General features: G+C 60.5%; 20 protein-coding genes and 1 pseudogene. 9 read left to right on the top strand and 12 right to left on the bottom strand.

The genetic code is table 11. The features are described from left to right. Window positions 1-173 precede the first annotated feature (173 nt). Complete coding sequence (locus ABTV87_RS12960; protein WP_085731848.1) at window positions 174-1,484, top strand: MFS transporter; 1,311 nt, start codon at window positions 174-176, stop codon at window positions 1,482-1,484. 60 nt (window positions 1,485-1,544) lie between these two features. Here ABTV87_RS12960 and ABTV87_RS12955 read toward each other — a convergent pair whose 3' ends face one another. The 4 genes from ABTV87_RS12955 to ABTV87_RS12940 all read right to left on the bottom strand — a co-directional run bounded on the left by ABTV87_RS12955 (window position 1,545) and on the right by ABTV87_RS12940 (window position 5,405). After that, entirely contained in the window at window positions 1,545-3,533 is a 1,989-nt protein-coding gene (locus ABTV87_RS12955) for a peptidase U32 family protein (RefSeq protein ID WP_433899677.1), read from the bottom strand. A gap of 230 nt (window positions 3,534-3,763) precedes the next feature. Next, window positions 3,764-4,144 (bottom strand): RidA family protein, encoded by a 381-nt coding sequence (locus ABTV87_RS12950; RefSeq protein WP_007955413.1) that lies wholly within the window; start codon window positions 4,142-4,144, stop codon window positions 3,764-3,766. Window positions 4,145-4,245: 101 nt separating this feature from the next. After that, window positions 4,246-4,977 (bottom strand): DUF72 domain-containing protein, encoded by a 732-nt coding sequence (locus ABTV87_RS12945; RefSeq protein ID WP_433899676.1) that lies wholly within the window; start codon window positions 4,975-4,977, stop codon window positions 4,246-4,248. After that, the gene (locus ABTV87_RS12940; protein ID WP_085604621.1) at window positions 4,974-5,405 is read right to left on the bottom strand and encodes a DNA methylase; all 432 of its coding nucleotides are present in this window, start codon (window positions 5,403-5,405) and stop codon (window positions 4,974-4,976) included. Before ABTV87_RS12940 ends, ABTV87_RS12945 begins: the two co-directional genes overlap by 4 nt. A 463-nt stretch (window positions 5,406-5,868) precedes the next feature. Here ABTV87_RS12940 and ABTV87_RS12935 point away from each other — a divergent pair, with 463 nt between their 5' ends. After that, the gene (locus ABTV87_RS12935; protein WP_433899675.1) at window positions 5,869-6,252 is read left to right on the top strand and encodes a DUF6124 family protein; all 384 of its coding nucleotides are present in this window, start codon (window positions 5,869-5,871) and stop codon (window positions 6,250-6,252) included. A 122-nt stretch (window positions 6,253-6,374) separates the two neighbouring features. Here ABTV87_RS12935 and ABTV87_RS12930 read toward each other — a convergent pair whose 3' ends face one another. Next, window positions 6,375-6,617, bottom strand: coding sequence for a trigger factor (locus ABTV87_RS12930; protein ID WP_433899674.1), 243 nt, complete (start codon window positions 6,615-6,617; stop codon window positions 6,375-6,377). 331 nt (window positions 6,618-6,948) lie between these two features. On the opposite strand from ABTV87_RS12930, the gene ABTV87_RS12925 reads away from it, so the two are divergent. Continuing rightward, on the top strand, window positions 6,949-7,644 hold the full coding sequence (locus ABTV87_RS12925) for a transposase (protein WP_433899673.1): 696 nt from the start codon (window positions 6,949-6,951) through the stop codon (window positions 7,642-7,644). Between the two features lie 76 nt (window positions 7,645-7,720). Here the strand turns inward: ABTV87_RS12925 and ABTV87_RS12920 are convergent. Then, a pseudogene (locus tag ABTV87_RS12920) lies at window positions 7,721-7,834 on the bottom strand (EF-Tu/IF-2/RF-3 family GTPase); the annotation flags it as partial. 619 nt (window positions 7,835-8,453) lie between these two features. Here ABTV87_RS12920 and ABTV87_RS12915 point away from each other — a divergent pair. Together ABTV87_RS12915 and ABTV87_RS12910 are read left to right on the top strand one after the other, a co-directional pair. Next, a complete protein-coding gene (locus ABTV87_RS12915) occupies window positions 8,454-10,136 on the top strand; it encodes an MFS transporter (RefSeq protein ID WP_433899672.1) in 1,683 nt (560 codons plus the stop codon). Window positions 10,137-10,307: 171 nt separating this feature from the next. After that, on the top strand, window positions 10,308-11,228 hold the full coding sequence (locus ABTV87_RS12910) for an AraC family transcriptional regulator (RefSeq protein WP_433899852.1): 921 nt from the start codon (window positions 10,308-10,310) through the stop codon (window positions 11,226-11,228). A 29-nt stretch (window positions 11,229-11,257) separates the two neighbouring features. On the opposite strand, the gene ABTV87_RS12905 is transcribed toward ABTV87_RS12910, so the two are convergent. Next, window positions 11,258-13,168, bottom strand: a complete 1,911-nt coding sequence (locus ABTV87_RS12905; RefSeq protein WP_433899671.1) for a tyrosine-protein phosphatase — start codon at window positions 13,166-13,168, stop codon at window positions 11,258-11,260. Window positions 13,169-13,383: 215 nt separating this feature from the next. Here ABTV87_RS12905 and ABTV87_RS12900 point away from each other — a divergent pair, with 215 nt between their 5' ends. The 3 genes from ABTV87_RS12900 (at window position 13,384) to ABTV87_RS12890 (ending at window position 14,710) form a co-directional block, all read left to right on the top strand. Further along, window positions 13,384-13,653 carry a FecR/PupR family sigma factor regulator gene (locus tag ABTV87_RS12900; protein ID WP_085604639.1) on the top strand — a complete coding sequence of 90 codons (270 nt, stop codon included), beginning with the start codon at window positions 13,384-13,386 and terminating at the stop codon, window positions 13,651-13,653. A 145-nt stretch (window positions 13,654-13,798) separates the two neighbouring features. Continuing rightward, window positions 13,799-14,290 carry a PaaI family thioesterase gene (locus tag ABTV87_RS12895; protein ID WP_085604642.1) on the top strand — a complete coding sequence of 164 codons (492 nt, stop codon included), beginning with the start codon at window positions 13,799-13,801 and terminating at the stop codon, window positions 14,288-14,290. A 24-nt stretch (window positions 14,291-14,314) separates the two neighbouring features. Continuing rightward, the gene (locus tag ABTV87_RS12890; RefSeq protein WP_433899670.1) at window positions 14,315-14,710 is read left to right on the top strand and encodes a RidA family protein; all 396 of its coding nucleotides are present in this window, start codon (window positions 14,315-14,317) and stop codon (window positions 14,708-14,710) included. A 3-nt stretch (window positions 14,711-14,713) separates the two neighbouring features. Here ABTV87_RS12890 and ABTV87_RS12885 read toward each other — a convergent pair whose 3' ends face one another. Genes ABTV87_RS12885 through ABTV87_RS12870 form a run of 4 tightly spaced genes read right to left on the bottom strand, consistent with a single transcriptional unit; the run spans window position 14,714 to window position 18,949 of the window. Further along, entirely contained in the window at window positions 14,714-15,832 is a 1,119-nt protein-coding gene (locus ABTV87_RS12885; RefSeq protein ID WP_433899669.1) for an agmatine deiminase family protein, read from the bottom strand. Between the two features lie 47 nt (window positions 15,833-15,879). Next, window positions 15,880-16,983, bottom strand: a complete 1,104-nt coding sequence (locus ABTV87_RS12880) for an extracellular solute-binding protein (protein ID WP_433899668.1) — start codon at window positions 16,981-16,983, stop codon at window positions 15,880-15,882. 1 nt (window position 16,984) lies between these two features. Next, entirely contained in the window at window positions 16,985-17,893 is a 909-nt protein-coding gene (gene aguB / locus ABTV87_RS12875) for an N-carbamoylputrescine amidase (protein ID WP_433899667.1), read from the bottom strand. Window positions 17,894-17,896: 3 nt separating this feature from the next. Next, entirely contained in the window at window positions 17,897-18,949 is a 1,053-nt protein-coding gene (locus ABTV87_RS12870; protein WP_085747467.1) for an agmatine deiminase family protein, read from the bottom strand. A 137-nt stretch (window positions 18,950-19,086) separates the two neighbouring features. Between ABTV87_RS12870 and ABTV87_RS12865 the strand changes: the two genes are divergently transcribed. Continuing rightward, on the top strand, window positions 19,087-19,977 hold the full coding sequence (locus ABTV87_RS12865) for a LysR substrate-binding domain-containing protein (protein ID WP_433899666.1): 891 nt from the start codon (window positions 19,087-19,089) through the stop codon (window positions 19,975-19,977). Here ABTV87_RS12865 and ABTV87_RS12860 read toward each other — a convergent pair. Next, window positions 19,910-20,851 (bottom strand): LysR family transcriptional regulator, encoded by a 942-nt coding sequence (locus ABTV87_RS12860; protein ID WP_433899665.1) that lies wholly within the window; start codon window positions 20,849-20,851, stop codon window positions 19,910-19,912. The two genes, ABTV87_RS12865 and ABTV87_RS12860, sit on opposite strands and share 68 nt — an antisense overlap. Between the last annotated feature and the right edge of the window lie 109 nt (window positions 20,852-20,960).

Below are 20,960 nucleotides of genomic sequence, written 5' to 3'. Positions count from 1 at the left end.
GCGCCTGCCCGCAGCCATGACAACCCTCAGGTTTGAACAGCCGGCCACTTTCACGAAGTGCGCCAGGCTCAATCGTCCTGCCCGTTCGGCGGTCGTTTGTCTTCAACACACTTCGGCTTGGCACTCGCATGCGCAGAGGCGCACGTTCCGCTGTTCGATCACTTGAGGTTTTTATGACACCGCGTTTGCTGGCCATGGCGCTGGCGCCCCTGCTCGGGCTATTCATTGTTGCCCTGGGCAACGGCTTTCTGTCTTCTTTGACCACCCTGCGCCTGGGCGCTGCCGGCGAATCGGCAACGATGATCGGCATCGTGTCCTCGGCCTATTTCGCCGGCCTGACGCTTGGCGCGATCTTCAACGACCGGCTGATCCTGCGCATCGGCCATATCCGCGCCTACAGCAGCTTCGCCTCGCTGATCGCCGCGACCATCCTGCTGCAAGGTCTGTTTTATGACACCTGGGGCTGGGTCGTTCTGCGCCTGATCAACGGCTGGGCCACGGTCGGTGTGTTTTTGGTGATCGAGAGCTGGCTGCTGCTGGCCGGTGATGCGAAGATTCGCGGGCGTCTGCTGGCGCTGTACATGATCGTCCTCTACGGCGCCGGCGTGCTGGGTCAGGCATTTTTGGGAAAAATCACCGGGCTGGGCGACACGGCGCCGTTCATGGTCGCCGGCATGCTCGCGACCTTGTCGGTGTTGCCGATCGTGATCCTGCCGCGCGTTTCGCCGTTGCTGGAACAGGTCGAACCGCTCAAGCCACGAGCGCTGCTGGGCGTATCGCCTACCGGTCTGGTCGGCTGCTTCGGCTCCGGCGTGACCATCGCCGCCATCTACACCCTGCTGCCGCTATACCTGCAACGCATCGGCCTGAACGTCGGCGAAGTCGGCAGCATGATGGCCTGGACGATCCTCGGCGCGATGCTGCTGCAATACCCGGTCGGGCGCTGGTCCGACCGCAAGGATCGCCTGCAAGTGCTGACCGTGCTGTGCGCCGCGTGCACCGTGCTGTCGCTGGTGATCGTGCTGGTGCCGCTGTCCTCGGCCATGCTTGCGGCGATGCTGTTCCTGTTGGGTGGCGGCGTGTTCGCGTTGTATCCGGTTGCCGTCAGCCACGCCGCTGACCGTGCGCCGGTCGAAACCCTGGTGCCAATGATTCAGGGAATGTTGCTGATCAACTCGCTGGGCTCGGCGATGAGCCCGCTGCTGATCTCGCCGGCGATGAATGCCCATGGCGAAACCGGCCTGTTCTGGGCCTTCGCGCTGGTAAACCTGGCCATGGTGACGTTCTTCTTCTGGCGTCGCGGCAAGCGTCCGGTGCCGGCCAATCCGGCGCCGTTTGCGGCGGCAGCTACGTTCTCGCCAACTGGCGCCGAGCTGCGGGTGACCGAGGATCTGCGTCAGGCAGCGCAGGAGCATCCGCCGATGGTTGATGCGTTGAGTGGCGAAGCGGCGCCGCCAACGGGATCCCGCTACGAAGCCAGTTGAGTTTCTGGCAGGCATAAAAAAACCGGTGACTTTCGTCACCGGTTTTTTATTGCCTGCTAATCAGTGTGGAGCCCGAGGAATGGTCTTCATCAGATCCTCAGGGCTGATATGCCCCACCACACTGCCCGGCTGCGGCAGATTCAGGATGTGGCCCTTCATCTTGCCGATCACGTGCATCTCGCACGGTTTGCAGTCGAACTTCAGGGTCAGCACTTCGTCGCCGTGGATCAACTGCATCGGCGCGACTTTGGTTTTCACACCGGTCACGCCTTTGGCCTGTTTCGGGCACAGGTTGAAGGAGAACCGCAGGCAGTGCTTGGTGATCATCACCGGCACTTCGCCCGCCTCTTCGTGGGCCTCGTACGCCGCGTCGATCAGCTTCACGCCGTGACGGTGGTAGAAGTCGCGAGCCTTCTGGTTATAGACGTTGGCCAGGAACGACAGGTGCGCCTCCGGGTACACCGGCGGTGGCGTGGTCTCGGCCTTGCGCGAACCGCGCGGGTGGGCGGCAACGCGGGCGGCGGTCAGCGCTTCGATCACTTCACGGCGCAACGACTTGAGCTGCGAGTTCGGGATGAAGAACGCTTGCGGCGCATCCAGCTTGATCGAGGTCGCGTGGTACTCGGTGGTGCCGAGCTGACCGAGCAGGTCGTGCAAGGTGTCCAGCGCCTGTTCCGGTTTGTTGGCGACGCCGAACGGGCCTTCCAGCGCAACGCTGGCGCTGATGCCCTCTTCGCTGGTCACGATCAGTTCCAGACGCTCTTCACGCAGCTTCGCCAACCAGCTCACGCCGATACGACGCTCGGCAGAGGTCTTGAGCAAGGCCTGCTGCCAGTTGTGGTCGAGGTTGCGGTTCAGTGGGTGGTTTGGGCGCAGCTTGTACAGGCCTTCCGGCATTTCGTTCGGCTCGACGCGGTAGCGGTAGCGCTTCTCGCCTTCTTCCTCGAACTCGCCCTTGGCTTCGGCGATGTTGGCGCGGAACCCCACCACTTCGCGCTTGACCAGCACGTTGAGGCCGTCGCCGTTCGACAGCGGCTCGTGGGTGATGACCTGCATGTCACGCTTGCCGACTTTCTCGACCGTGCCCACTGCCAGACCGGTGAAGGTCGGCGAATCGAACGCCCCGATGTCGATCTTGCGCTCGCTGACGAAGTAGTCGGTGCTGCCACGGTGGAAGGTTTTTTCCGGGTCCGGCATGAAGAAATGCGCGGTGCGGCCGCTGGAAGCGCGGGCCAGGTCCGGACGGTCGTTGAGCACGTCGTCGAGGCGCTGGCGGTAATAGGCGGTGATGTTCTTCACATAGCCCATGTCCTTGTAGCGACCTTCGATCTTGAACGAACGCACACCGGCCTCGACCAGTGCGCGGATGTTGGCGCTCTGGTTGTTGTCCTTCATCGACAGCAGGTGTTTTTCGTAGGCGATCACGCCACCCTTTTCGTCTTTCAGGGTGTACGGCAGACGGCAGGCCTGGGAGCAGTCGCCCCGGTTGGCACTGCGCCCGGTCTGCGCGTGGGAAATGTTGCACTGACCGGAGAACGCCACGCACAACGCGCCATGGATGAAGAACTCAATGGCGGCATCGGTTTCATGGGCGATCGCGCGGATTTCCTTGAGATTCAGTTCACGGGCCAGAACCAGTTGCGAGAAACCGGCCTGATCGAGGAACTTCGCCCGCTCAAGGGTGCGAATGTCGGTCTGGGTGCTGGCGTGCAGCTCGATGGGTGGAATGTCCAGCTCCATCACGCCCAGGTCCTGGACGATCAGCGCATCGACGCCGGCGTCGTACAACTGATGGATCAGCTTGCGCGCCGGCTCCAGTTCGTTGTCGTGCAGGATGGTGTTGATGGTGGTGAAGATGCGCGCGTGATAGCGACGGGCAAATTCCACCAGTTCGGCGATTTCGCTCACCTCGTTGCACGCGTTATGGCGCGCACCGAAGCTCGGGCCGCCGATGTACACCGCGTCGGCGCCATGCAGGATGGCCTCGCGGGCGATGGCCACGTCACGGGCGGGGCTGAGCAGTTCCAGGTGATGTTTGGGCAAGGACATATGTTTTTTTAGTCAGGCTGTCACGGTCGAGGCGCGCATTGTAGCCGCGAAACGCGTGGCCGGCACGCCTGTGCTGCCGGGTGGCTGTTTTCAACCCGCCCGTTCGCAGATCGTTCCCACGCTCCGCGTGGGAATGCAGCCCGGGACGCTCCGCGTCCCTTCCAGAGCTGGAACGCGGAGCGTCCCTTGAGGCATTCCCACGCGGAGCGTGGGAACGATCATTACGTGGGTCAGGCCTTGGCGGCCATCGCAGTCACTTCCACCTTCATCCCTTCAACCGCCAGCGCCGCCACACCAACCGCCGCACGCACCGGCCAAGGCTTGGCGAAGTAGCGCTTGTACACCTCGTTGAACGCAGCGCGATCAGCCATGTCGGTCAGGTAAATGGTCAGGTGCAACACGCGATCCATCGAACTGCCGGCCTTTTCCAACGCGACTTTCAGCGCCTGCAACGTGCATTCGCTTTGGGCGGTGACGTCGCCCAGTTCCAGACTGCCGTCGGCACGGGTCGGAATCTGGGTCGACATCAGAATGCCGTTGAATTCGGTGACGTCCGAAGAGATCGAGTCTGCATCCGGATCCGGGGTGTAGGTGATGTCTTGGTTGGCCATGGGAAAGTCCTTCGCTGGCAGTGAGGACGGCGCCATCGCGCGCCGTTTCGGGCGGCCAGTTTACAGACACACTCGCCGGTTGGAAGACCAGACATCGAGTGTCAGCCGTGCGCCAGTATCCGCCGCAGTTCCAGCGCATTGCCGATTGCCGCGCCGCTGGCGGTGTTGTCGAAGATGCACCAGGTGTCGACGCCATCGACAGCCGCCACCCGCAAATCGCTGGCGAGCTTTTCCAGATACGCCGAGTCATAGGGGCTGTAATAAATGCGTGGCGAACCGTGCAGCCGCCAATAACGCACGCTGGGCCAGCCGCGCGGAGCCGCATCGGTGCTGATTCGCGAAGGATCGACCACCGCTTGCGCGATGCGATACGCCATCAACAACAGTTCGGCGGCGGCCCAGGACTCGTGGCGCGGCTCAACCACCAGAGCCCCGGAATAACGTTGGCGCAATGCGACGAAAAAGGCCTCTGCAAGTGCTTCGTCGAACGCCAGCGACGGCGGCAACTGCAGCAGCAGGCAACCCAGGTGATCGCCCAGCCCCGCGCACTGTTCAAGAAATGCATCGAGCTCACGCTCGCAGTCCCGCAGGCGCCGCTCATGGCTGATCGACTTGGGCACTTTCACGCAAAAGCGAAATCCGTCCGGCACCGACTCTGCCCATCGGGCGTAGGTTTGGGGTTTGTGCGGACGGTAGAAGGAACTGTTGATTTCCACGCCATTGAGGTGTGTGGCATAGCGGTGCAGGTGGGTCCCCTGCTCCGGGAATGACGGCCAGTATTCGCGGGGCAGGCTCCAACCCGCGCAGCCGATGAAGATCGCCGACGCACTCAAAACAGCACCTTGCCCGCTTCGCGCATGAAGATTTCAACGGTTTTCGGGCCGATGCCGTCGAAGGCTTGCAAACGCTTTTCGAAGTCCTGGCGGTTGGCGCTCGCCTCGACCATGTTCATTACCCGCCCGGCGTACTCGTCATTCAGTTTGACAGCCAGAGCGAGCAGTCGCTCGGCGGTGGTTTCGTCGTAACGCACGTAATGCGCTTGGCCGAGCATCCGCACCAGTTCACGGTGAGTGCAATGGCCGAGTTTGCGCGGTGTATCGCGTTGGTGTTGGTCGACTATTACTCGGTAGGCTTCGGCGGCAATCTCGGCCTGGATTCGTTTGCCCATCAGGAAACTGGCGAGTAGCCATTTGAACAGGGCTGATTCGCTCAACGGGTGGAGGGTGATATGCAAGTCTTCGGCGCTGATGGTTTTGGTCATGCAGCTTTTGAGCGAGCGTCGGCGTGATGAGTGCGAGGCTGGCGACGAATGGGCTGGAGGCGTAAAGCGTCAGGCTTCTCCTCGTTGGGTGATGGTCGATAAACAGGTTTGGATCGCGCCGTTTAAAGACATGTCGGAATGCGTCCGGATGCCTACAAATCCTTGCGCCAGAGCCTACCGCTACGCCAGAATCCGCCGGCTTGTGCGCCTTGGGGTCGGCCGGTAACTTGGATCGGGTCACTGATTCGCAGTGATCGGGTTTAGTAGCCCGGCTTAGAAGGCTTACGGTTTGCACAAGCGTATTCAATCAGGCGTCCGCCTGGTCTTGATGGTGGCTGTGCGCATGGCATCTTCGGATGCGCCGGGTTTGAGTCTTCTGCCGGTCTACTAACTTGCGCACAGCTGCCACCCCCTTCGTTTAGTAGCGAGATGGTTGCAGCTCTACTGATAGAAGGAAGACTCAATGTTCAAAGTTACGCCAAATCCTCCGGTCACCGAACCGGCCAGCATCACCGACCCAACTTCCCCCTACGAATGCCCTGACTCCAAGAGATTCAACGAAGCCGCCAACCGCGCCCTCGACTACCACCTCGGCCCAATATCAGCCCACATGATGGCCGCTCCCTACTACCCCAACCGCCTCTACCAGGCCAACCCGGCCAGCAACACCGAATCCCTGCTCGCCGACGCCGTCGAAACCCTGGGCTCGGCCAACGTCATGCTCAACAACTTCGTCGACCTCCTCGAAGGCCCCCACCGCAAGACCGCACAGGGCATCGCGCAGATCGTGATGCTGGCGGAACTGGCGGTGAATCAGGTGCTGGATAACGTTGTGCCGACGGAATAAACCAGTGGCAGAGTTTCCGCCAGCTACCCACTAACATCAAAAGGGGACGATTAAATAAATCTGTCCCCTTTTGACTCTTTTTATTTCCCTTTTAGTAATCGCCCCCCTTTAGCTCTCCAAATTCATCCAGCCGCGCTCCGTATTACACTCATCGGCACTTTCCCGGGGCGGAAACCCGGCACCTTGGCTGCCTTAGACAACAGACTTAAAGCGGGATCGCTGCTTTCAGTGACGACAACAGCAGTGCCATGACCTCCAAAATGATTAATAGTTATAACTTCTTCTCCACAGGCAACAATCAAGGCCCGCACCTCACTCCCTGCCATACCTTTAGGAATATCTACAACCTCGTATTCATTTCTCATAACCAATGCGCGCCTCATCGAAATCAAAGGGGACCAAACAAATCAACAACCAAAGAATCAAAGAGCAAACAAAAAGGGTACAGATTTATTTTCCAACCCCACCTACCAAAAGTATCAACACAAACATCCACAACCGCACCTGACAGAAATGACAGTTTTTAATACTTATTCAGAGCAACCAAAATTCTGAACAGCCATAAGAAACGTTGGACGCAGACTCATTTAATTAATCCCCTCAGCTCAGGCGGATACATTCCCTGACACATCCCGCCAGCCCCAGCTTCGCCACCTTCTAAACTTCATCTGTCAAAACAAGGACGTAGGAACACTCATGCCCAGAACGGGACGCATCGTGCTACCGCACTACCCGCACCATATCGTGCAGCGCGGCCACAACAGACAGGTCGTTTTCGCTGAGCCAAGAGATTTCGAGCGCTATCTCTCTGACCTGTGCGAGCTCAAGGAAGCATTAGGTATAAAAGTTTATGCCTACTGCCTGATGACCAATCATGTGCACCTGCTGCTCGCCCCAGGGGAATCAACGTCCAGCCATGGACAGCTCATGAAAGCCCTCGCCGCAAGGATGACTCGGTATCGCAATAAGGTTGAGGGGCGGACTGGCACGCTGTGGGAAAGTCGCTACAAATCCAGCGTTGTCCAATCCGACACCTATCTATTGGCTTGTAGTCGCTACATCGAGTTAAACCCCGTAAGAGCCCACATGGTGGCGCGCGCGGAAGACTATCGCTGGTCGAGTTTTGCGCTACGCGTGAACGACTTTTCAGAAAACACCTGGCTGGACAACGACCCTTGCTTCCTGGAGCTAGGACCTAACGATTCCATCCGGCGTGAGCGCTATAAGTCATTTGTTGAAATGGCTACACCCACCAATGAATTGCAACTCATCAGGAGTGCACTGCAGCGCGGCCAACTGACTGGCGACATGAGATTCGTCGACGAAATCGAAAAAATCACCGGAAGACGAATTCAATTCAGAGCCCGAGGACGGCCAGAAAAAAGTGCTTAAAATCAAAAGGGAACAATTAAATAAATCTGCCCCCTTTTGATTACATATGAAAAGCATGTCTGAACTAAAAAACTTTTCGCTCCATGACAGTAAATACATCTTCAACGGGCATTAAATACGGCTTGCCTGTAGCCCTGCCGGGTTCAGGAATATAAGCGTCAAAATTGTCCGAATCATCTTTGGACTCGACAAGATTTACCTTAGCAAACCTTGCCTCCACGGCCGGTTTGAATTCGACCACAGCGAAACGCTCGCCATTTCCATCATCAAATAGACAGATCCTTTCAACTGCCCCCTTCTGACTGGCTTCAAACTTCGCCTTTACCACATCTGGAGAATCTTTTTCAGCGGAAAGATTCCTCATTAAAACAATTACTGTCTGCATCACGACAACCCTCTAAAAATAAGCAAAAGAAGAAAGAGCAAAAGGGGACAGATTTATTTTCTGTGCCCCCCACAAACAAAGTAACGATACAAATAGCCACAACCACACCTGATAGAAATGACAGTTTTTAATACTTATTCAGAACAAACTAAATTCTGAATAACCATAAGAGACACGGGCGCAAACTCATTTAACTCATTCCCTCCCCGAACCAGCCAAACCCTCTCCGTCACTGCCCACATCCGCCGCCACTGGATATCCCCCCAATCCCAATTATGCTCAATGAAACCCCGCTCTCCCGCGCGGGGCGGTGATTGTGTGCACGCTCCACGAAACACCTGATACGGCATCCGCCACAGGCCTCGGGTACGCGACGTTGATGAAGTGCTCTGGCCTACAAAAACAAGCACGACGGAGAACACCCATGGCAGTACTCGACAGCATGTCCACCGGCAGCGCGCCGCCCACCAACCACAGCATCAGCCGCGAGGAGCGCAAGGTGATTTTTGCGTCGTCCCTCGGCACGGTGTTCGAGTGGTATGACTTCTACCTTTACGGCTCCCTCGCCGCGATCATCGCCAAGCACTTCTTTGCCGGGGTGAACGAGACCACGGCGTTCATTTTCGCCCTGCTCGCCTTCGCCGCAGGCTTCGCGGTGCGGCCGTTCGGGGCGATTGTGTTCGGGCGGCTGGGCGACATGATCGGGCGCAAGCACACGTTTCTGATCACGATTGTGATCATGGGTGTGTCGACGGCGATTGTGGGGTTCCTGCCCGGTTACGCGACCATCGGGGTCGCGGCGCCGATCATTCTGATTACCCTGCGGCTGCTGCAAGGTCTGGCGCTAGGCGGTGAGTACGGCGGCGCGGCGACGTATGTGGCCGAGCATGCGCCGAAGGGCAAACGCGGGTTCTTCACTTCGTGGATTCAGACCACCGCGACGCTGGGGCTGTTTCTGTCGCTGCTGGTGATTCTGGCCTGCCGCACGGCGCTGGGCACCGAGGCGTTCGAGGCCTGGGGCTGGAGGATTCCGTTTCTGCTGTCGATCCTGCTGCTGATCGTGTCGGTTTACATCCGCCTGCAACTGAGCGAGTCGCCGGTGTTCATGAAAATGAAGGCCGAAGGCAAGGCGTCGAAAGCGCCGCTGACCGAGTCCTTCGCCCGTTGGGACAACCTGAAAATCGTGATCATGGCCTTGCTCGGCGGCACCGCAGGCCAGGCGGTGGTCTGGTACACCGGGCAGTTCTACGCGCTGTTTTTCCTGCTGCAAACCCTGAAGATCGACCCGCAGACCGCCAACCTTTTGATCGCCGGATCACTGCTGATCGGTACGCCGTTCTTCGTGATCTTTGGCAGCCTGTCCGACCGCATCGGGCGCAAGGGCATCATCATGGCCGGGTGCATTCTGGCGGCGGTGACCTACTTCCCGATCTTCCACGCGCTGACCGAGTACGGTAACCCCGACGTGTTCATCGCCCAGGAGAAGAACCCGGTCAAGGTGATCGCCAACCCCGACCAGTGCTCGTTCCAGTTCGATCCGGTGGGCAAGGCCAAATTCACCAGTTCCTGCGACCTGGCGAAAACCATCCTGGCCAAACGGGCGATCCCGTACGAAAACGTGGTGGCGGAACCGGGCACTGTGGCCCAGGTGCGCATCGGCGACAAGGTCATTGAAAGCTTCGAAGGCACGCCCCTGCCGGCCGCTGACTTCAAGACCCGCAACGACGCCTTCACCGCCAGCCTCACGACCGCGCTGAAAGAAGCCGGTTACCCGGAAAAAGCCGACCCGGCCAAGACCAATTACCCGATGGTCTTGCTGCTGCTGACCATCCTCGTGATCTACGTGACCATGGTCTACGGCCCGATCGCGGCGTGGCTCGTCGAGCTGTTCCCGGCGCGCATCCGCTACACCTCGATGTCGCTGCCGTACCACATCGGCAACGGCTGGTTCGGCGGGTTCCTGCCGACCGTGGCGTTCGCGATGGTCGCGGCGACCGGGGATATCTACTACGGCTTGTGGTACCCGATCGTGATTGCGGTGATGACGGCGATTCTGGGGATCTTCTTCATGCCTGAAACCAAGGATCGGGACATCCATCACACCTGACCCGCTTCGCTCGATGCTGTGCGTGACGTTCGCGCACAGCATCGAGCGTTGTCACATCGGCGTCATTCTCCCTTGGTAACGTCGTCGCGCCCCGATGACCCGACCACCAAGGTGACCCTCCCGGTGTACTCAAACCCGACGCGCCAGACCCTCATCCTGCGATCCGACAACATGGCCAGCGACGACTTCGGCGCCCTGTTCTCGCGAATGTTTGGCAACCGTTATGGCGACACCCCGCCGCCACCCAAAGACATCATCATTGGCGGCGTTTACGGGCGGTACGAAGGGGTGAGTTTCCGGCGCATGCATTATCGGGGTGATTTCACGGTGGCGTTTCCCGAGCCGTTCGACGAAATCACCTTCGTCATTCCCACCGCCGGCAAGATCGTTTTCAACCATGAATCCGTGGGGCTGAGCGATGTGGGGCTGGCCATCGACAAGGCGGATCTGCGTTCGATGCGTTTCGTCGACAATCACGCCCAGCACGGCATGTCGATCAGCCGCGCGGCGCTCACCGAACGGCTGTCGTCACTGCTGGGCCGACCGATCGTGCACAAGCTGCATTTCGAGCCGAGGGTAGATCTGAACAGCCCGGCGTTTCAGGGCATTCGCGCGCTGATCGATCTGGCCACCGGCACAGAGTTCGATCTGTTGTTGAACGCCGGTTCGCTGATGCCGTCACGCCTGCGGGAGATGCTGGTGGACGCGGTACTGGAAGCCTGGCCGCACAACTTCAGCGAGGCCTTGCGCCGTCCCGAGGCGCAGATCGCGCCACGGCATGTGAAGCAGGCCATCGAATACATTCAGGCGCATCCCGAGCAACTGGTCAGCGGAACGGATCTGGCGGGTTTGGTGAACGTCAGTTTGCGGGCGTTGCAGGAAGGTTTCCGGCGATTCGTCGGCACCTCGATTGTCGCGTACCAACGCCAAATACGCCTGGAGCGTGCCTGTGATGCATTGAAGCAAGGCCCATCGTCTTCGGTGACCGACGTGGCCCTGCAATTCGGATTCAGCAACGTCGGCCGATTTTGCCAGTACTTTCAGGATGCCTACGGCGTGAGCCCTGCAGAAATGCGAAAAGGACTGCGCTGAGGCAGTCCTTTTTCTTCACTTTCAGTTGATCAGAACTGATAACTGGCCTTGAGACCGCCGCTGAAACCGTGGCTGTCGCCGCCACCGCTGGCACCGACTTCGGCGCCCAGGCTAAGCGCACCGAGGTTGGCCATCAGGTTGACGCCGCCGCTGAACTGATCGCGGTTGTCGAACGCCGCGCGCTGTTCGATATCCAGCCCCAGCAGGTGCCCTTCGCTGTCGACCTGATGATCGCCGAGCACACGCTCATAACCGACCCGCACGCCCGGCACCAGTTGCCACGCGCCCATCGGCATCGGGGCGAACGAGACGTCGAGATTGGCCACCGCGCTGCGCCGGGTTTCCTGAATGTCATCGACATTAAGGGCCAATTCGCTGCCCTTCTCCTGGAAGCCGGACAGGTCCAGACGGCTGACGCGCACGCCAAGGCTCGGTTCCAGAATCACAGTGTTCAGCGGCATGCGATAACCCAGCGCCAGCGTCGCGCCGCTGAGGTTGCCGTGGGTGTCGCCCTTCGCCGAACCGAGGCCGCCGCCGAGGTCGCGTTTGCTGTCGTAGTCGACGTAGCCGGCGCTGACGTTGGCATCGACAAACAGGCCACGTTCCAGACTGGTGAAGCCATAACGGGCGCCAAGGTCGAGGAAGGTGAAATCGGTATCGGCCTCGCCACCTGCGCCGCCCACCGAGCCTTTGCTGTAACCGATGCCGCCGCGAGCGCTGAATTGTTCGGAGAAGCGCTGCGTGACGCCAACCATCAGGCCCTGACTGTGTTCGTTGCTGCTTTGCGCATGGGCCGAGCCGTCGGTGCCGAGGTAACCGGCGAGCGCGGTGCTCCACAAGCGGTATTGACCGACCTTGAGGTCAGTGCCGCTGGCGAATGGCGCGGCGGCCTGCTCGATCATCGCGTTCTGACGCAGCAGATAACTCGCCGCGTCCGCATGTACCTGACCGCCGACCGTGGACTCGACACCGCCCAGAGTGCCGGCGTCGATGGCCGATTGCAGGTAGTAGTTGTAGGCGCTGTAAATGCCCGAGAGTTTGCTGTTCTGCAATTCCTGCAACAGTTGCGCGCCAGCGGCGGCGTTGCCGATCAGCCCGGCCTGACCGGGCAGGCTGTTGTACTCGACCATTTTGCCGCGCAGCACGTAAATGGTTTCTTGGGACAGACCCAGCCCCTGCTTGAGGTAGTTGTCCATGCTGCCGTATTGCGCGGTCACCTGATCCAGGCCCGCTTGCAGGTAACTGGCTTCGACGCCCAGCAGCGGCGCGTAGATCGCCGCCATGCTCGGCGGCATCATCGCCAGGGTCTTGGCTACGCGGTCGGCGGTGTAGTCGTTGGTCGCCAGGTAGTTGCTCATGATCGTCGCGTTGTCGACCCCGGCGATGCTTTGCAGCACAGCGGCGGTCCAGCCCGTGCGGTCCTTGCCGGCGGTGCAATGGAACAGCGCGGCGCCGTCGACACCGGCCAGTTCGTTGAACAGCACACCTAACTGGCCGCGCATGCCGGCGTCGCTGACAAAGGCGCGGTTGGTCTCCTGCATCATCGCAGTCGCATCGGCCGCGCTTTTGAACGAGACCGTGGTGATGTTCGCGCCCGACGTGGTGGCGCCGATGATGTCGATGTTCTGGTAGGTCGCCCCGCTGATCATCGTGTCCGGCGTGCCGGCGATTTCGCTGGGGGTGCGCAGGTCGTATACGGCCTTGATCCCCAGACCGTTGAGGGTCGCCAGATCCGATGCTGTCGGCGTCAGCGCGTTGGAGCGGTAGAACACACCGGCGCGCATGGTGCCGTCATGGGTCGTGGAGTAAGCGGTGGTGATACCGGCGACATCGCGGAAGTTGTCGATGCCCTTCAGGCGCGGGGTATCAAGGTCGGCCGCGTGGGCGGCGGCGATGGACAGACTCAATACGGACAGCGAACACAGAAGACGTGGAAACACGATGCAGCCTCATTGGAAACCGGTTGGGCTGCCCACTATCTACAATGAAATGTGACTGAATATGGCAAATCTTCGAAAACCGTAAATGGCGGCGCGATCTGTCCGGCACGCGCGCGTTCTGTCCGTGACTGCCGACTAAATCCTTTCGGTGCTTTGACGTTTTTTTTGCAAGCACCCACGTAAACTGCAGTCTTCGCCCCTTCTGGAACCCGTCAATGAACGACGCAGATGATGAAATCCTGACGCAAGCGGCGCACTGGTGCCTGCGCCTGCAAGACGAAACCTGCACGCCCGACGAACGCCAGGCATTCCAGCAGTGGATTCAGATCGACCCGCGCCACGCCTTCGAATACGCCAAGATGCTCGAGGTCTGGGAACTGAGCGATCAACTGCCGGACGAGCGCGACAAGTCGAAAAAACGCAAGGCCACGACGCTGCCCTGCAGCTTCGAAGAGTTTCAACGCAACCTGGCGCAGCGCACCTAGTGCGCCGCGATACGCTGGGGTTGTTGATCTGACGGCTCGCCCAGACCCGCACCGCCTGAGCGAACAATCGCATTGATCGAGCTGCGTCCTTTATTCAGGGTTAGAATCCGCCCGGTTCGGCTAACAGTTTAAGGATGATCCCGGCATGTCCCACGACACCTCCCTGCAAGACACCGCCGCCCCCGAGGGCGTCTGCTTTGGCTGCGGCAGCAGCAACCCGCACGGTTTGCACATCAAGAGTTTCTGGCACGAGGACGGCGTGCACGTCATGGCCGAGCATGTGCCCGAAGCCAAATACTGCGGCTGGCCGGAGCTGGTCTACGGCGGTTTGATCGCGATGCTGGTGGACTGCCATTCCAATTGGACCGCAATGGCCTACCACTACCGCGCGGAAAATCGCGAAGCCGAAAGCCTGCCGCGCATCAACTGCGTCACCGGCAACCTCGGCATCAAGTTCATCAAGCCGACGCCAATGGGCGTGCCGCTGACGCTGAAGGCCAGAGTCGACGGTGAAGTCGGGCGCAAGACCCGGGTGATCTGCGAGGTCTACGCCGGGGATGTGCTGACGGCAGTGGGCGATTCGGTGTTTGTGCGAGTGGATACCGAGCAGTTGGCGGCGGCCGCGCACGGTCGCTGAAATCCGTCATTGAAGGAAAACACGATGCCCGATCGCAAAATCATCATCCCCGACTCCATGAAACCCATCGTCGAACGCGCCGGTTACGCCCCGGCGGTTCTGGTCGGCGACACGCTTTATTGCGCCGGTCAGGTGGGCCGGACGGCTGACTTGAAGGTCATCGAAGACCCCGAGCAACAGTTCATCCGCGCCTGGGAAAACCTCGACGAAGTGCTGAAGGCCGGTGGCTGCACCTTCGACGATGTGGTGGAGATGACCACCTATCACGTCGATATGAGCCAACACATGCCGGTGTTTCGCGAAGTGAAAAACCGAGTATTTCCCAAAGGCTTCTGCGCCTGGACCTGCATCGGCGTCAGCGAACTGGCCCATCCGGGGCTGCTGGTGGAAATCAAATGCGTGGCGGTGCGCAGAAGCTGACCCTTACGCCGGCTGGTGACTGGTCACGCAGTGAATCCCGCCACCACCGGCCGCGATGGCGTCGATGTTGATCTGCACCACGTCGCGGTTCGGATAGAGCTTTTTCAGCAGGTCGAAGGCCTTCTTGTCCGCCTCCTTGTCGCCAAACTCCGGGGCGATCACCGCGCCGTTGATCACGAAGTAGTTGATGTAGCCGGCCGCGAAATCGTCGTTGTCCTTGTTGAATTTGGTCTTGCGCGGCTTCAGCGGTGGCGAAACGGTGTGGATCTGCAGCGGGCGACCGTCGGCGTCGGTGGCTTTCTTCAGGATTTCCAGGTGCGCCAGGGTGACCTTGTTGTCATAGGAACGCGGGTCGGTGTCGAGGTTGGCGATGACCACGCCGGGCGTGACGAAGCGCGCATAGAAATCGACGTGGGCATCGGTGATGTCCTTGTCCTTGATGCCCGGCAGCCAGATGATCTTGCGCAGACCGAGGCGTGCTTTCAGTTCCGCCTCGACGTCAGCCTTGCTCCAGCCGGGGTTGCGGTTTTCGTTGACCCAGCAGCTTTCGGTCATGATCGCGGTGCCGTGGCCGTCGACTTCGATGCCGCCGCCCTCGCCCACCAGTTCGCTGCGCTGGTAGGTCGCCTGCGCATCGGCCGCCACGCGTTTGGCGATTTTCGCGTCTTTCGAGTGCTGTTGCTTGTTGCCCCAGCCGCTGAAGTTGAAGTCCACGGCGCCCAGGCCGTTCTTGTCGTCGATGACAAAGTTGGCGCTGATGTCACGCATCCAGATGTCGTCGAGGTTGGCGATCTGGTAGGTGATGTTGGACGTGCCACAAATCTCTTCGGCCAGGCTGCGTTCGCCGCTGCGGCAGTAAATGGTCAGCGGTTCGTAACGGGCGATGGCGCGGGCGATCCGGCCCAGCGCTTCCTGGACGTCTTCGGTGAAGTCTTCCCAGATCGCGTCCTGCGCGCCGAAGGCCATGTAGGCGCGTTCGTGCTTGTCGCCCTCGTCGGGCATGAACCAGCGACCTTCGCTGGCCGCCAGCAAGCGCGCCGGTGACAGGCCGAGGCCCATGACGGCAGCGCCTACGCCGGCGGCGACTGAAACCTGTTTGATGAACTCGCGACGAGTCGGCATTTGTACGTTCCTGTGGTGTAAGGGGCCACCGAGGCGGCCCGGAAAAATCACTTTGCAGTGGCGGTCTTGAACTTGGTCCAGGTGCGCATGCGGGCGCGCATGTCGGCCTGGGGAATGTCCTTGCCCGGTATCAGACGAGCATAGGTCGCTTCGTCGAGGTAGATGTCCGGGTTGTTGCGCATCGCCTCATCCACGTTTGGCCGGGCCTTGGCGTTGGAGGTCGGGTAACCGGTGAAATTGCTTATCGCGGCCATGTTCTCCGGGCGCATCACGAAGTTGATGAACGCGTAGGCGTATTCCGGATGTTTGGCATCGACCGGAATGGCCATGGTGTCCATCCACACCGTGGTGCCCTCGCGCGGCACGCGGTACTGGAAGCGGGTCTGCTTGCCGGCGCTGTCCGAGGTGCGCTGGGCCTGGGTCATGTCGCCGCTGTAGCCAAGGGACAGGCACAGGTTGCCGTTGACCAGATCGGTCACCGGTTGCGACTGGAACTTGCGGATGTACGGCCGCAGCTTCATCAGCAAGTCACTGGCCGCTGCCAGATCCGCAGGCTTGGCGCTGCGCGGGTCGCGGCCCAGATAATTGAGCACCACGGCCAGTACTTCGTCAGGCGAGTCGATCATCGAAATCCCGCAATCGGCGAATTTGGCCGCCAGTTCCGGTTTGAACAGCATGTCGAGGCTGTTGACCGGGGCGTCGGCCATGCGCTGTTTGATCTGCTCGGCGTTGTAGGTCAGACCGATGGTGCCCCAGGTGTACGGCACGGTGGCCTTGTTCGAATGCTCGTAATGGCTGCGCAGTTTTTGCAGGCCCGGTTCGATGTCGTTCATCGCCGTGATCTTCGAAGGATCCAGCGGCAACAGGCTGCCGGCGCGCATCAGCCGTTCGGCCACGGTGTCGCCAGGGAAGATCAGGTCGTAGCCGCTGCCGCCGGAAAGCATCTTGGCTTCCAGGGTTTCGCTGCCGTCCATCACGTCGTAGATCACCTTGATCCCGGTTTCGGCGGTGAATTTGCTCAACGTGTCTTCAGCGAAATAATCCGCCCAGTTGTACAGCCGCAGGGTCTTGTCTTCGGCGTGTACGGCGGGCATCAAACCGGCCAGCGCCAGGCCCAGAGCGCCCAGCAACCACTTGTTCGGGGTATGCATATCAGACTCCTTGAGGATTCCAGCGGGCGTTAAGGTGACGGCCGTCCTGGCTCAACAATGCGCCGTACATTTCCGGACGACGGTCGCGGTAGATGCCCCAGCTCAGGCGATCTTCACGCATGGCTGCCAGATCCAGGCTTTGCACCAAGACACCGGTGCTGGCGCGGTCGGCTTCGGCGAGCATTTTCCCCTTGTGGTTGCAGATGAACGACGAGCCGTAGAAATTCATTTGCAGCGTCGCATCGGTGCCCGCCACTTCGCGGCCAACACGGTTGGAAGCGATGACCGGCAGCAGGTTGGCAGCGGCGTGGCCACGCATGGTCATCTGCCAGTGATCGCGAGAGTCCAGGTCCGCGCAGCCCGGTTCCGAGCCGATGGCGGTCGGGAACAGCAGCACCTCAGCGCCCATCAAGGCCAGGCAACGGGCGGTTTCCGGGAACCACTGATCCCAGCAGATGCCCACGCCGAGGCGGCCGAAGGCGGTGTCCCAGACTTTGAAACCGGTGTCGCCGGGGCTGAAATATTCCTTCTCCTGATAACCGATGGCGTTGGGGATGTGGGTCTTGCGGTACACGCCCAACAGGCGCCCGTCGGCATCGGCCACGCTCAGGGAGTTGAAGTAGGCGTTGCCGGCCTTCTCGTACCAGCTCAACGGCAGCACCACGCCGAGTTCACGGGCCAGCGCGGCGAAGCGCGACAGCACCTGACTGTCGCGGTACTCCTCGGCCAGCGCCATGTGCTGGTGGCTCTGCTCGATGCAGAAATACGGCGTGGCGAACAGCTCCTGCAACAGGATCACTTGCGCGCCCTGCGCGGCCGCTTCACGCACCAACTGCTCCGCGCGATCGAGGTTGCTTTTCAGGTCCCAGGTGCACGGCATCTGGGTGGTGGCGACTTTCAATATCGTCATCGATCAACCCTCCACCGGCCAAGCAGGCTGTTGCTGGGTGATGCAGTGCACACCGCCGCCGCCATGGGCCAGATGATTGATCTGCACCGGCACCACTTCACGGCCCGGGAACGCCTTGGCCAGGGTTTCTGCCGCGACATGGTCGGCCTCGATGCCGTACGCCGGCATGATGATCGCGCCGTTGGCGATGTAGAAATTGGTGTACGAGGCGCAGAACACTTCGGCTTCGGTGTCCACCGCGTCGGTGGCTTCATACAGCTCGATCAGCTCGAATTTGCGGCCCTGGGCGTCGGTGGCCAGTTCCAGTGCGCGACGGTTTTCCCGCACGACTTCGGCGTACACCGAGCTGCGATCGTGAGTGGCATCCACCAGCAGCACACCGGGGCGAGCGAAGGCGCAGACGCCATCGACGTGGCCGTCGGTCATGTCGCCGGTGACGTAATCCGGATCGCCCGGCAGCCAGATGGTTTTCTTCACGCCGAGCAGGCGGCTGAAGATTTCTTCCATCTCGGCCTTGCTCACGCCGGGGTTGCGGTTGGGATTGAGCAGAACCGATTCGGTGGTGATCAACGTGCCCTCGCCGTCAACGTGGATCGCGCCTCCTTCATTGCTCAGCGCCGTTCCAAAGCACTCGCCGCCCAAATGATTGAGCACTCGGCGGGCCAGGCTTTCGTCCAGATCATGGGCCGACTTGCCGCCCCAGGCGTTGAAGCGCCAGCTCACGCCAGCCAGGCCTTGCTCCGGATGCACGACGAAGCTTGGGCCCGAGTCGCGGCACCAGCTGTCGTTGACGGCCAGTGGAATCAGTTCGATGTTCGGTCCGCACAAGGCTTTGGCACGGGCGATGGCCGACGGATCGACAACCATTTTCACCGGTTCGAAACGGGCGATGGCATTGGCGACGCGGGCGAAATCTTCCTGCACCAACGGCAAGGTGACGCCCCAACCCGATTCCCACAGGGCCTGATTGTGTGGCCAGACCATCCAGGTCGCCGCGTGCGTCACCCACTCTGCCGGCATCATCCAACCGCTGTTGTTGTTTTTGTTCTGCTGCATGGTAAAAAGCCCTTTGAGTTAAGCCATTGTGTTCAATGAAAACAGCCTTGGCGGCGTTGACGTGCATGCTAATGGCGGCCTTCAGGGCAAACAAACGATGGATTTAGCGGAAAACTGATTAGAGGAACTTATCGATCATGCTGAAACACTGGCCACCCCTCAGCTCGTTGCGCGGCTTCGAAGCCGCCGCAAGGCTGGGCAGTTTTCACAAGGCCGCGGAGGAGCTGAGCCTCACGCAGTCGGCCATCAGCCAGCAGATCCGCAGCCTTGAGGCGTATCTGGAACAGCCTCTGTTTTTCCGCAGCGGGCGCAGCGTCAGCCTGACCGACGCCGGCCACGATTTGCTCAGCACCACCCAGGCGATGCTGCAGCAACTGTCGGTGGGAATTCGGCGGCTGGGGCAATACCAGAAACCCAATCAACTGGTGCTCAACACCACGCCGGCGTTTGCCCGGCACTGGTTACTGCCGCGGCTGGGGGATTTCCGTCGTCAGCATCCGAATGTGGATCTGTGGATTTTCAGCACCGATGAAGTGCCGGACATGGCGACCCAGACCATCGATCTGGCGGTGCGCGACGACATCAGTTCGCAAGCTGAATGCAGCTTCAAAGTGCTGCATGCCGACCGCCTCTACCCCGCGTGTCATCCGAGCTTGTTAAGCGTACCGAGCGCGCAGCGGACAACGCTGCACGGCGAGCGGGAAATGGACTGGAGCCATTGGGCGGTGGAATCGGGGATCGACGTCGGCCAGCAGGATCAGGGCTTGAACTTCTCTGATCCGGGCCTGCTGCTGGACGCAGCGTGCGGCGGGCTCGGCATCGCGCTGGTCAGCCAGTTGCTCAGCCGCAAGGCTCGGGCCGACGGGCTGTTGCAGCCCTTGGTGGACGAGACCATTCGCGGCCCGAACTGGGCGCTGCTGACGCACCGCGACAGCGAAACCGATCCGATGGCCCGCAGTTTCACCGAGTGGTTGCTGGCGAACCTGGGCGATCCACGACCGGTGCGTGGCGGGCCATCACTTCGGTGATCCAGTCAATGAACACCCGCAGTTTGCGACTGATGTGGCGGTTCGGCGGGTAGGCGACGTAGAGCGGCATGGGATCGAGGCGCCAGTCTTCGAACAGCGGCACCAGATCACCGCTCGCCTCGTGTGCTTTGGACATGTACCTGGGCAGCCACAACACGCCCAACCCCGCGAGGCCCGCCGACAAATAGGCATTGCCGTCATCGACCGCCAGCATATGGCGGCCCTTGATCTGCAAATCTTCGTGTTCATTGTGCAGGGCGTACGGCACCGGTTTGCCGGTGCGCGCCCAAAGGAAACCGACCACCCGATGATGGCTGTCTTCGAGTTCCCGGGGATGCGCCGGGGTGCCGGCGCGGGCCAGATAACTCGGCGCGGCGTACACGCCAAGTTGAAGATCCGCCACCTTCCGGGCCATCAGTGACTGATCCCGCAGCTCCCCGCCACGGATAACGCAATCGACGTTTTCATCAATGATGTCGACGATCCGGTCGCTGACGCCCATGTCGATCTGGATCTCCGGGTAGCGCGCGTAAAACTCGGGCAGCGCCGGCACCAGAATCAGATTGGCCAAGGGGCTGGGTACGTCGACCCGCAAGCGCCCCTTGGGCTGGGCCGCGGCGCCGGGAAGACTGGTCTCGGCGTCGTCCATGTCCGCCAGCAACTTGATCACCCGCTCGTAATAGGCCGCGCCGTCCGCCGTGGCGTTGACCTTGCGCGTGGTGCGGTTGAGCAACTTCACTCGCAGCCGCGCCTCCAGTTGCTGAATGAGCTGGGTCACGGTGGTCTTGCTCATGTGCAGAGTTTCGGCGGCTTTGGTGAAACTGCCCGCCTCCACCACTCGGGCGAAGGCTTGCATCGCGTCAAAACGGTCCATATCCCACCTCTGATAGCGGCTCGATTGTTTGGGATTTGCAAACAGTGATCGCCAAGGTTGCGCGTTTATCGCGCCGAGGCAAGTCCCTACAGTTTCTCCATCGCAGGTT

Origin of the sequence: Pseudomonas sp. PSE1(2024), from assembly GCF_050990555.1 — a bacterium.
Taxonomy (GTDB): Bacteria; Pseudomonadota; Gammaproteobacteria; order Pseudomonadales; family Pseudomonadaceae; genus Aquipseudomonas; species Aquipseudomonas aphyarum.
This window is presented reverse-complemented; position numbering and strand designations above follow the sequence as displayed.

Bases quoted from the DNA above. Each gene is read 5' to 3' on its own strand.
- ABTV87_RS12955 (WP_433899677.1), bottom strand. From the start codon at position 3,533: ATGTCCTTGCCCAAACATCACCTGGAACTGCTCAGCCCCGCCCGTGAC.
- ABTV87_RS12930 (WP_433899674.1), bottom strand. From the start codon at position 6,617: ATGAGAAATGAATACGAGGTTGTAGATATTCCTAAAGGTATGGCAGGG.
- ABTV87_RS12885 (WP_433899669.1), bottom strand. From the start codon at position 15,832: ATGCCGACTCGTCGCGAGTTCATCAAACAGGTTTCAGTCGCCGCCGGC.
- ABTV87_RS12895 (WP_085604642.1), top strand. From the start codon at position 13,799: ATGTCCCACGACACCTCCCTGCAAGACACCGCCGCCCCCGAGGGCGTC.
- ABTV87_RS12870 (WP_085747467.1), bottom strand. From the start codon at position 18,949: ATGCAGCAGAACAAAAACAACAACAGCGGTTGGATGATGCCGGCAGAG.
- ABTV87_RS12910 (WP_433899852.1), top strand. From the start codon at position 10,308: ATGGCCAGCGACGACTTCGGCGCCCTGTTCTCGCGAATGTTTGGCAAC.
- ABTV87_RS12925 (WP_433899673.1), top strand. From the start codon at position 6,949: ATGCCCAGAACGGGACGCATCGTGCTACCGCACTACCCGCACCATATC.
- ABTV87_RS12860 (WP_433899665.1), bottom strand. From the start codon at position 20,851: ATGGACCGTTTTGACGCGATGCAAGCCTTCGCCCGAGTGGTGGAGGCG.
- ABTV87_RS12940 (WP_085604621.1), bottom strand. From the start codon at position 5,405: ATGACCAAAACCATCAGCGCCGAAGACTTGCATATCACCCTCCACCCG.
- ABTV87_RS12935 (WP_433899675.1), top strand. From the start codon at position 5,869: ATGTTCAAAGTTACGCCAAATCCTCCGGTCACCGAACCGGCCAGCATC.
- aguB (WP_433899667.1), bottom strand. From the start codon at position 17,893: ATGACGATATTGAAAGTCGCCACCACCCAGATGCCGTGCACCTGGGAC.
- ABTV87_RS12880 (WP_433899668.1), bottom strand. From the start codon at position 16,983: ATGCATACCCCGAACAAGTGGTTGCTGGGCGCTCTGGGCCTGGCGCTG.
- ABTV87_RS12865 (WP_433899666.1), top strand. From the start codon at position 19,087: ATGCTGAAACACTGGCCACCCCTCAGCTCGTTGCGCGGCTTCGAAGCC.
- ABTV87_RS12950 (WP_007955413.1), bottom strand. From the start codon at position 4,144: ATGGCCAACCAAGACATCACCTACACCCCGGATCCGGATGCAGACTCG.
- ABTV87_RS12890 (WP_433899670.1), top strand. From the start codon at position 14,315: ATGCCCGATCGCAAAATCATCATCCCCGACTCCATGAAACCCATCGTC.
- ABTV87_RS12960 (WP_085731848.1), top strand. From the start codon at position 174: ATGACACCGCGTTTGCTGGCCATGGCGCTGGCGCCCCTGCTCGGGCTA.
- ABTV87_RS12900 (WP_085604639.1), top strand. From the start codon at position 13,384: ATGAACGACGCAGATGATGAAATCCTGACGCAAGCGGCGCACTGGTGC.
- ABTV87_RS12915 (WP_433899672.1), top strand. From the start codon at position 8,454: ATGGCAGTACTCGACAGCATGTCCACCGGCAGCGCGCCGCCCACCAAC.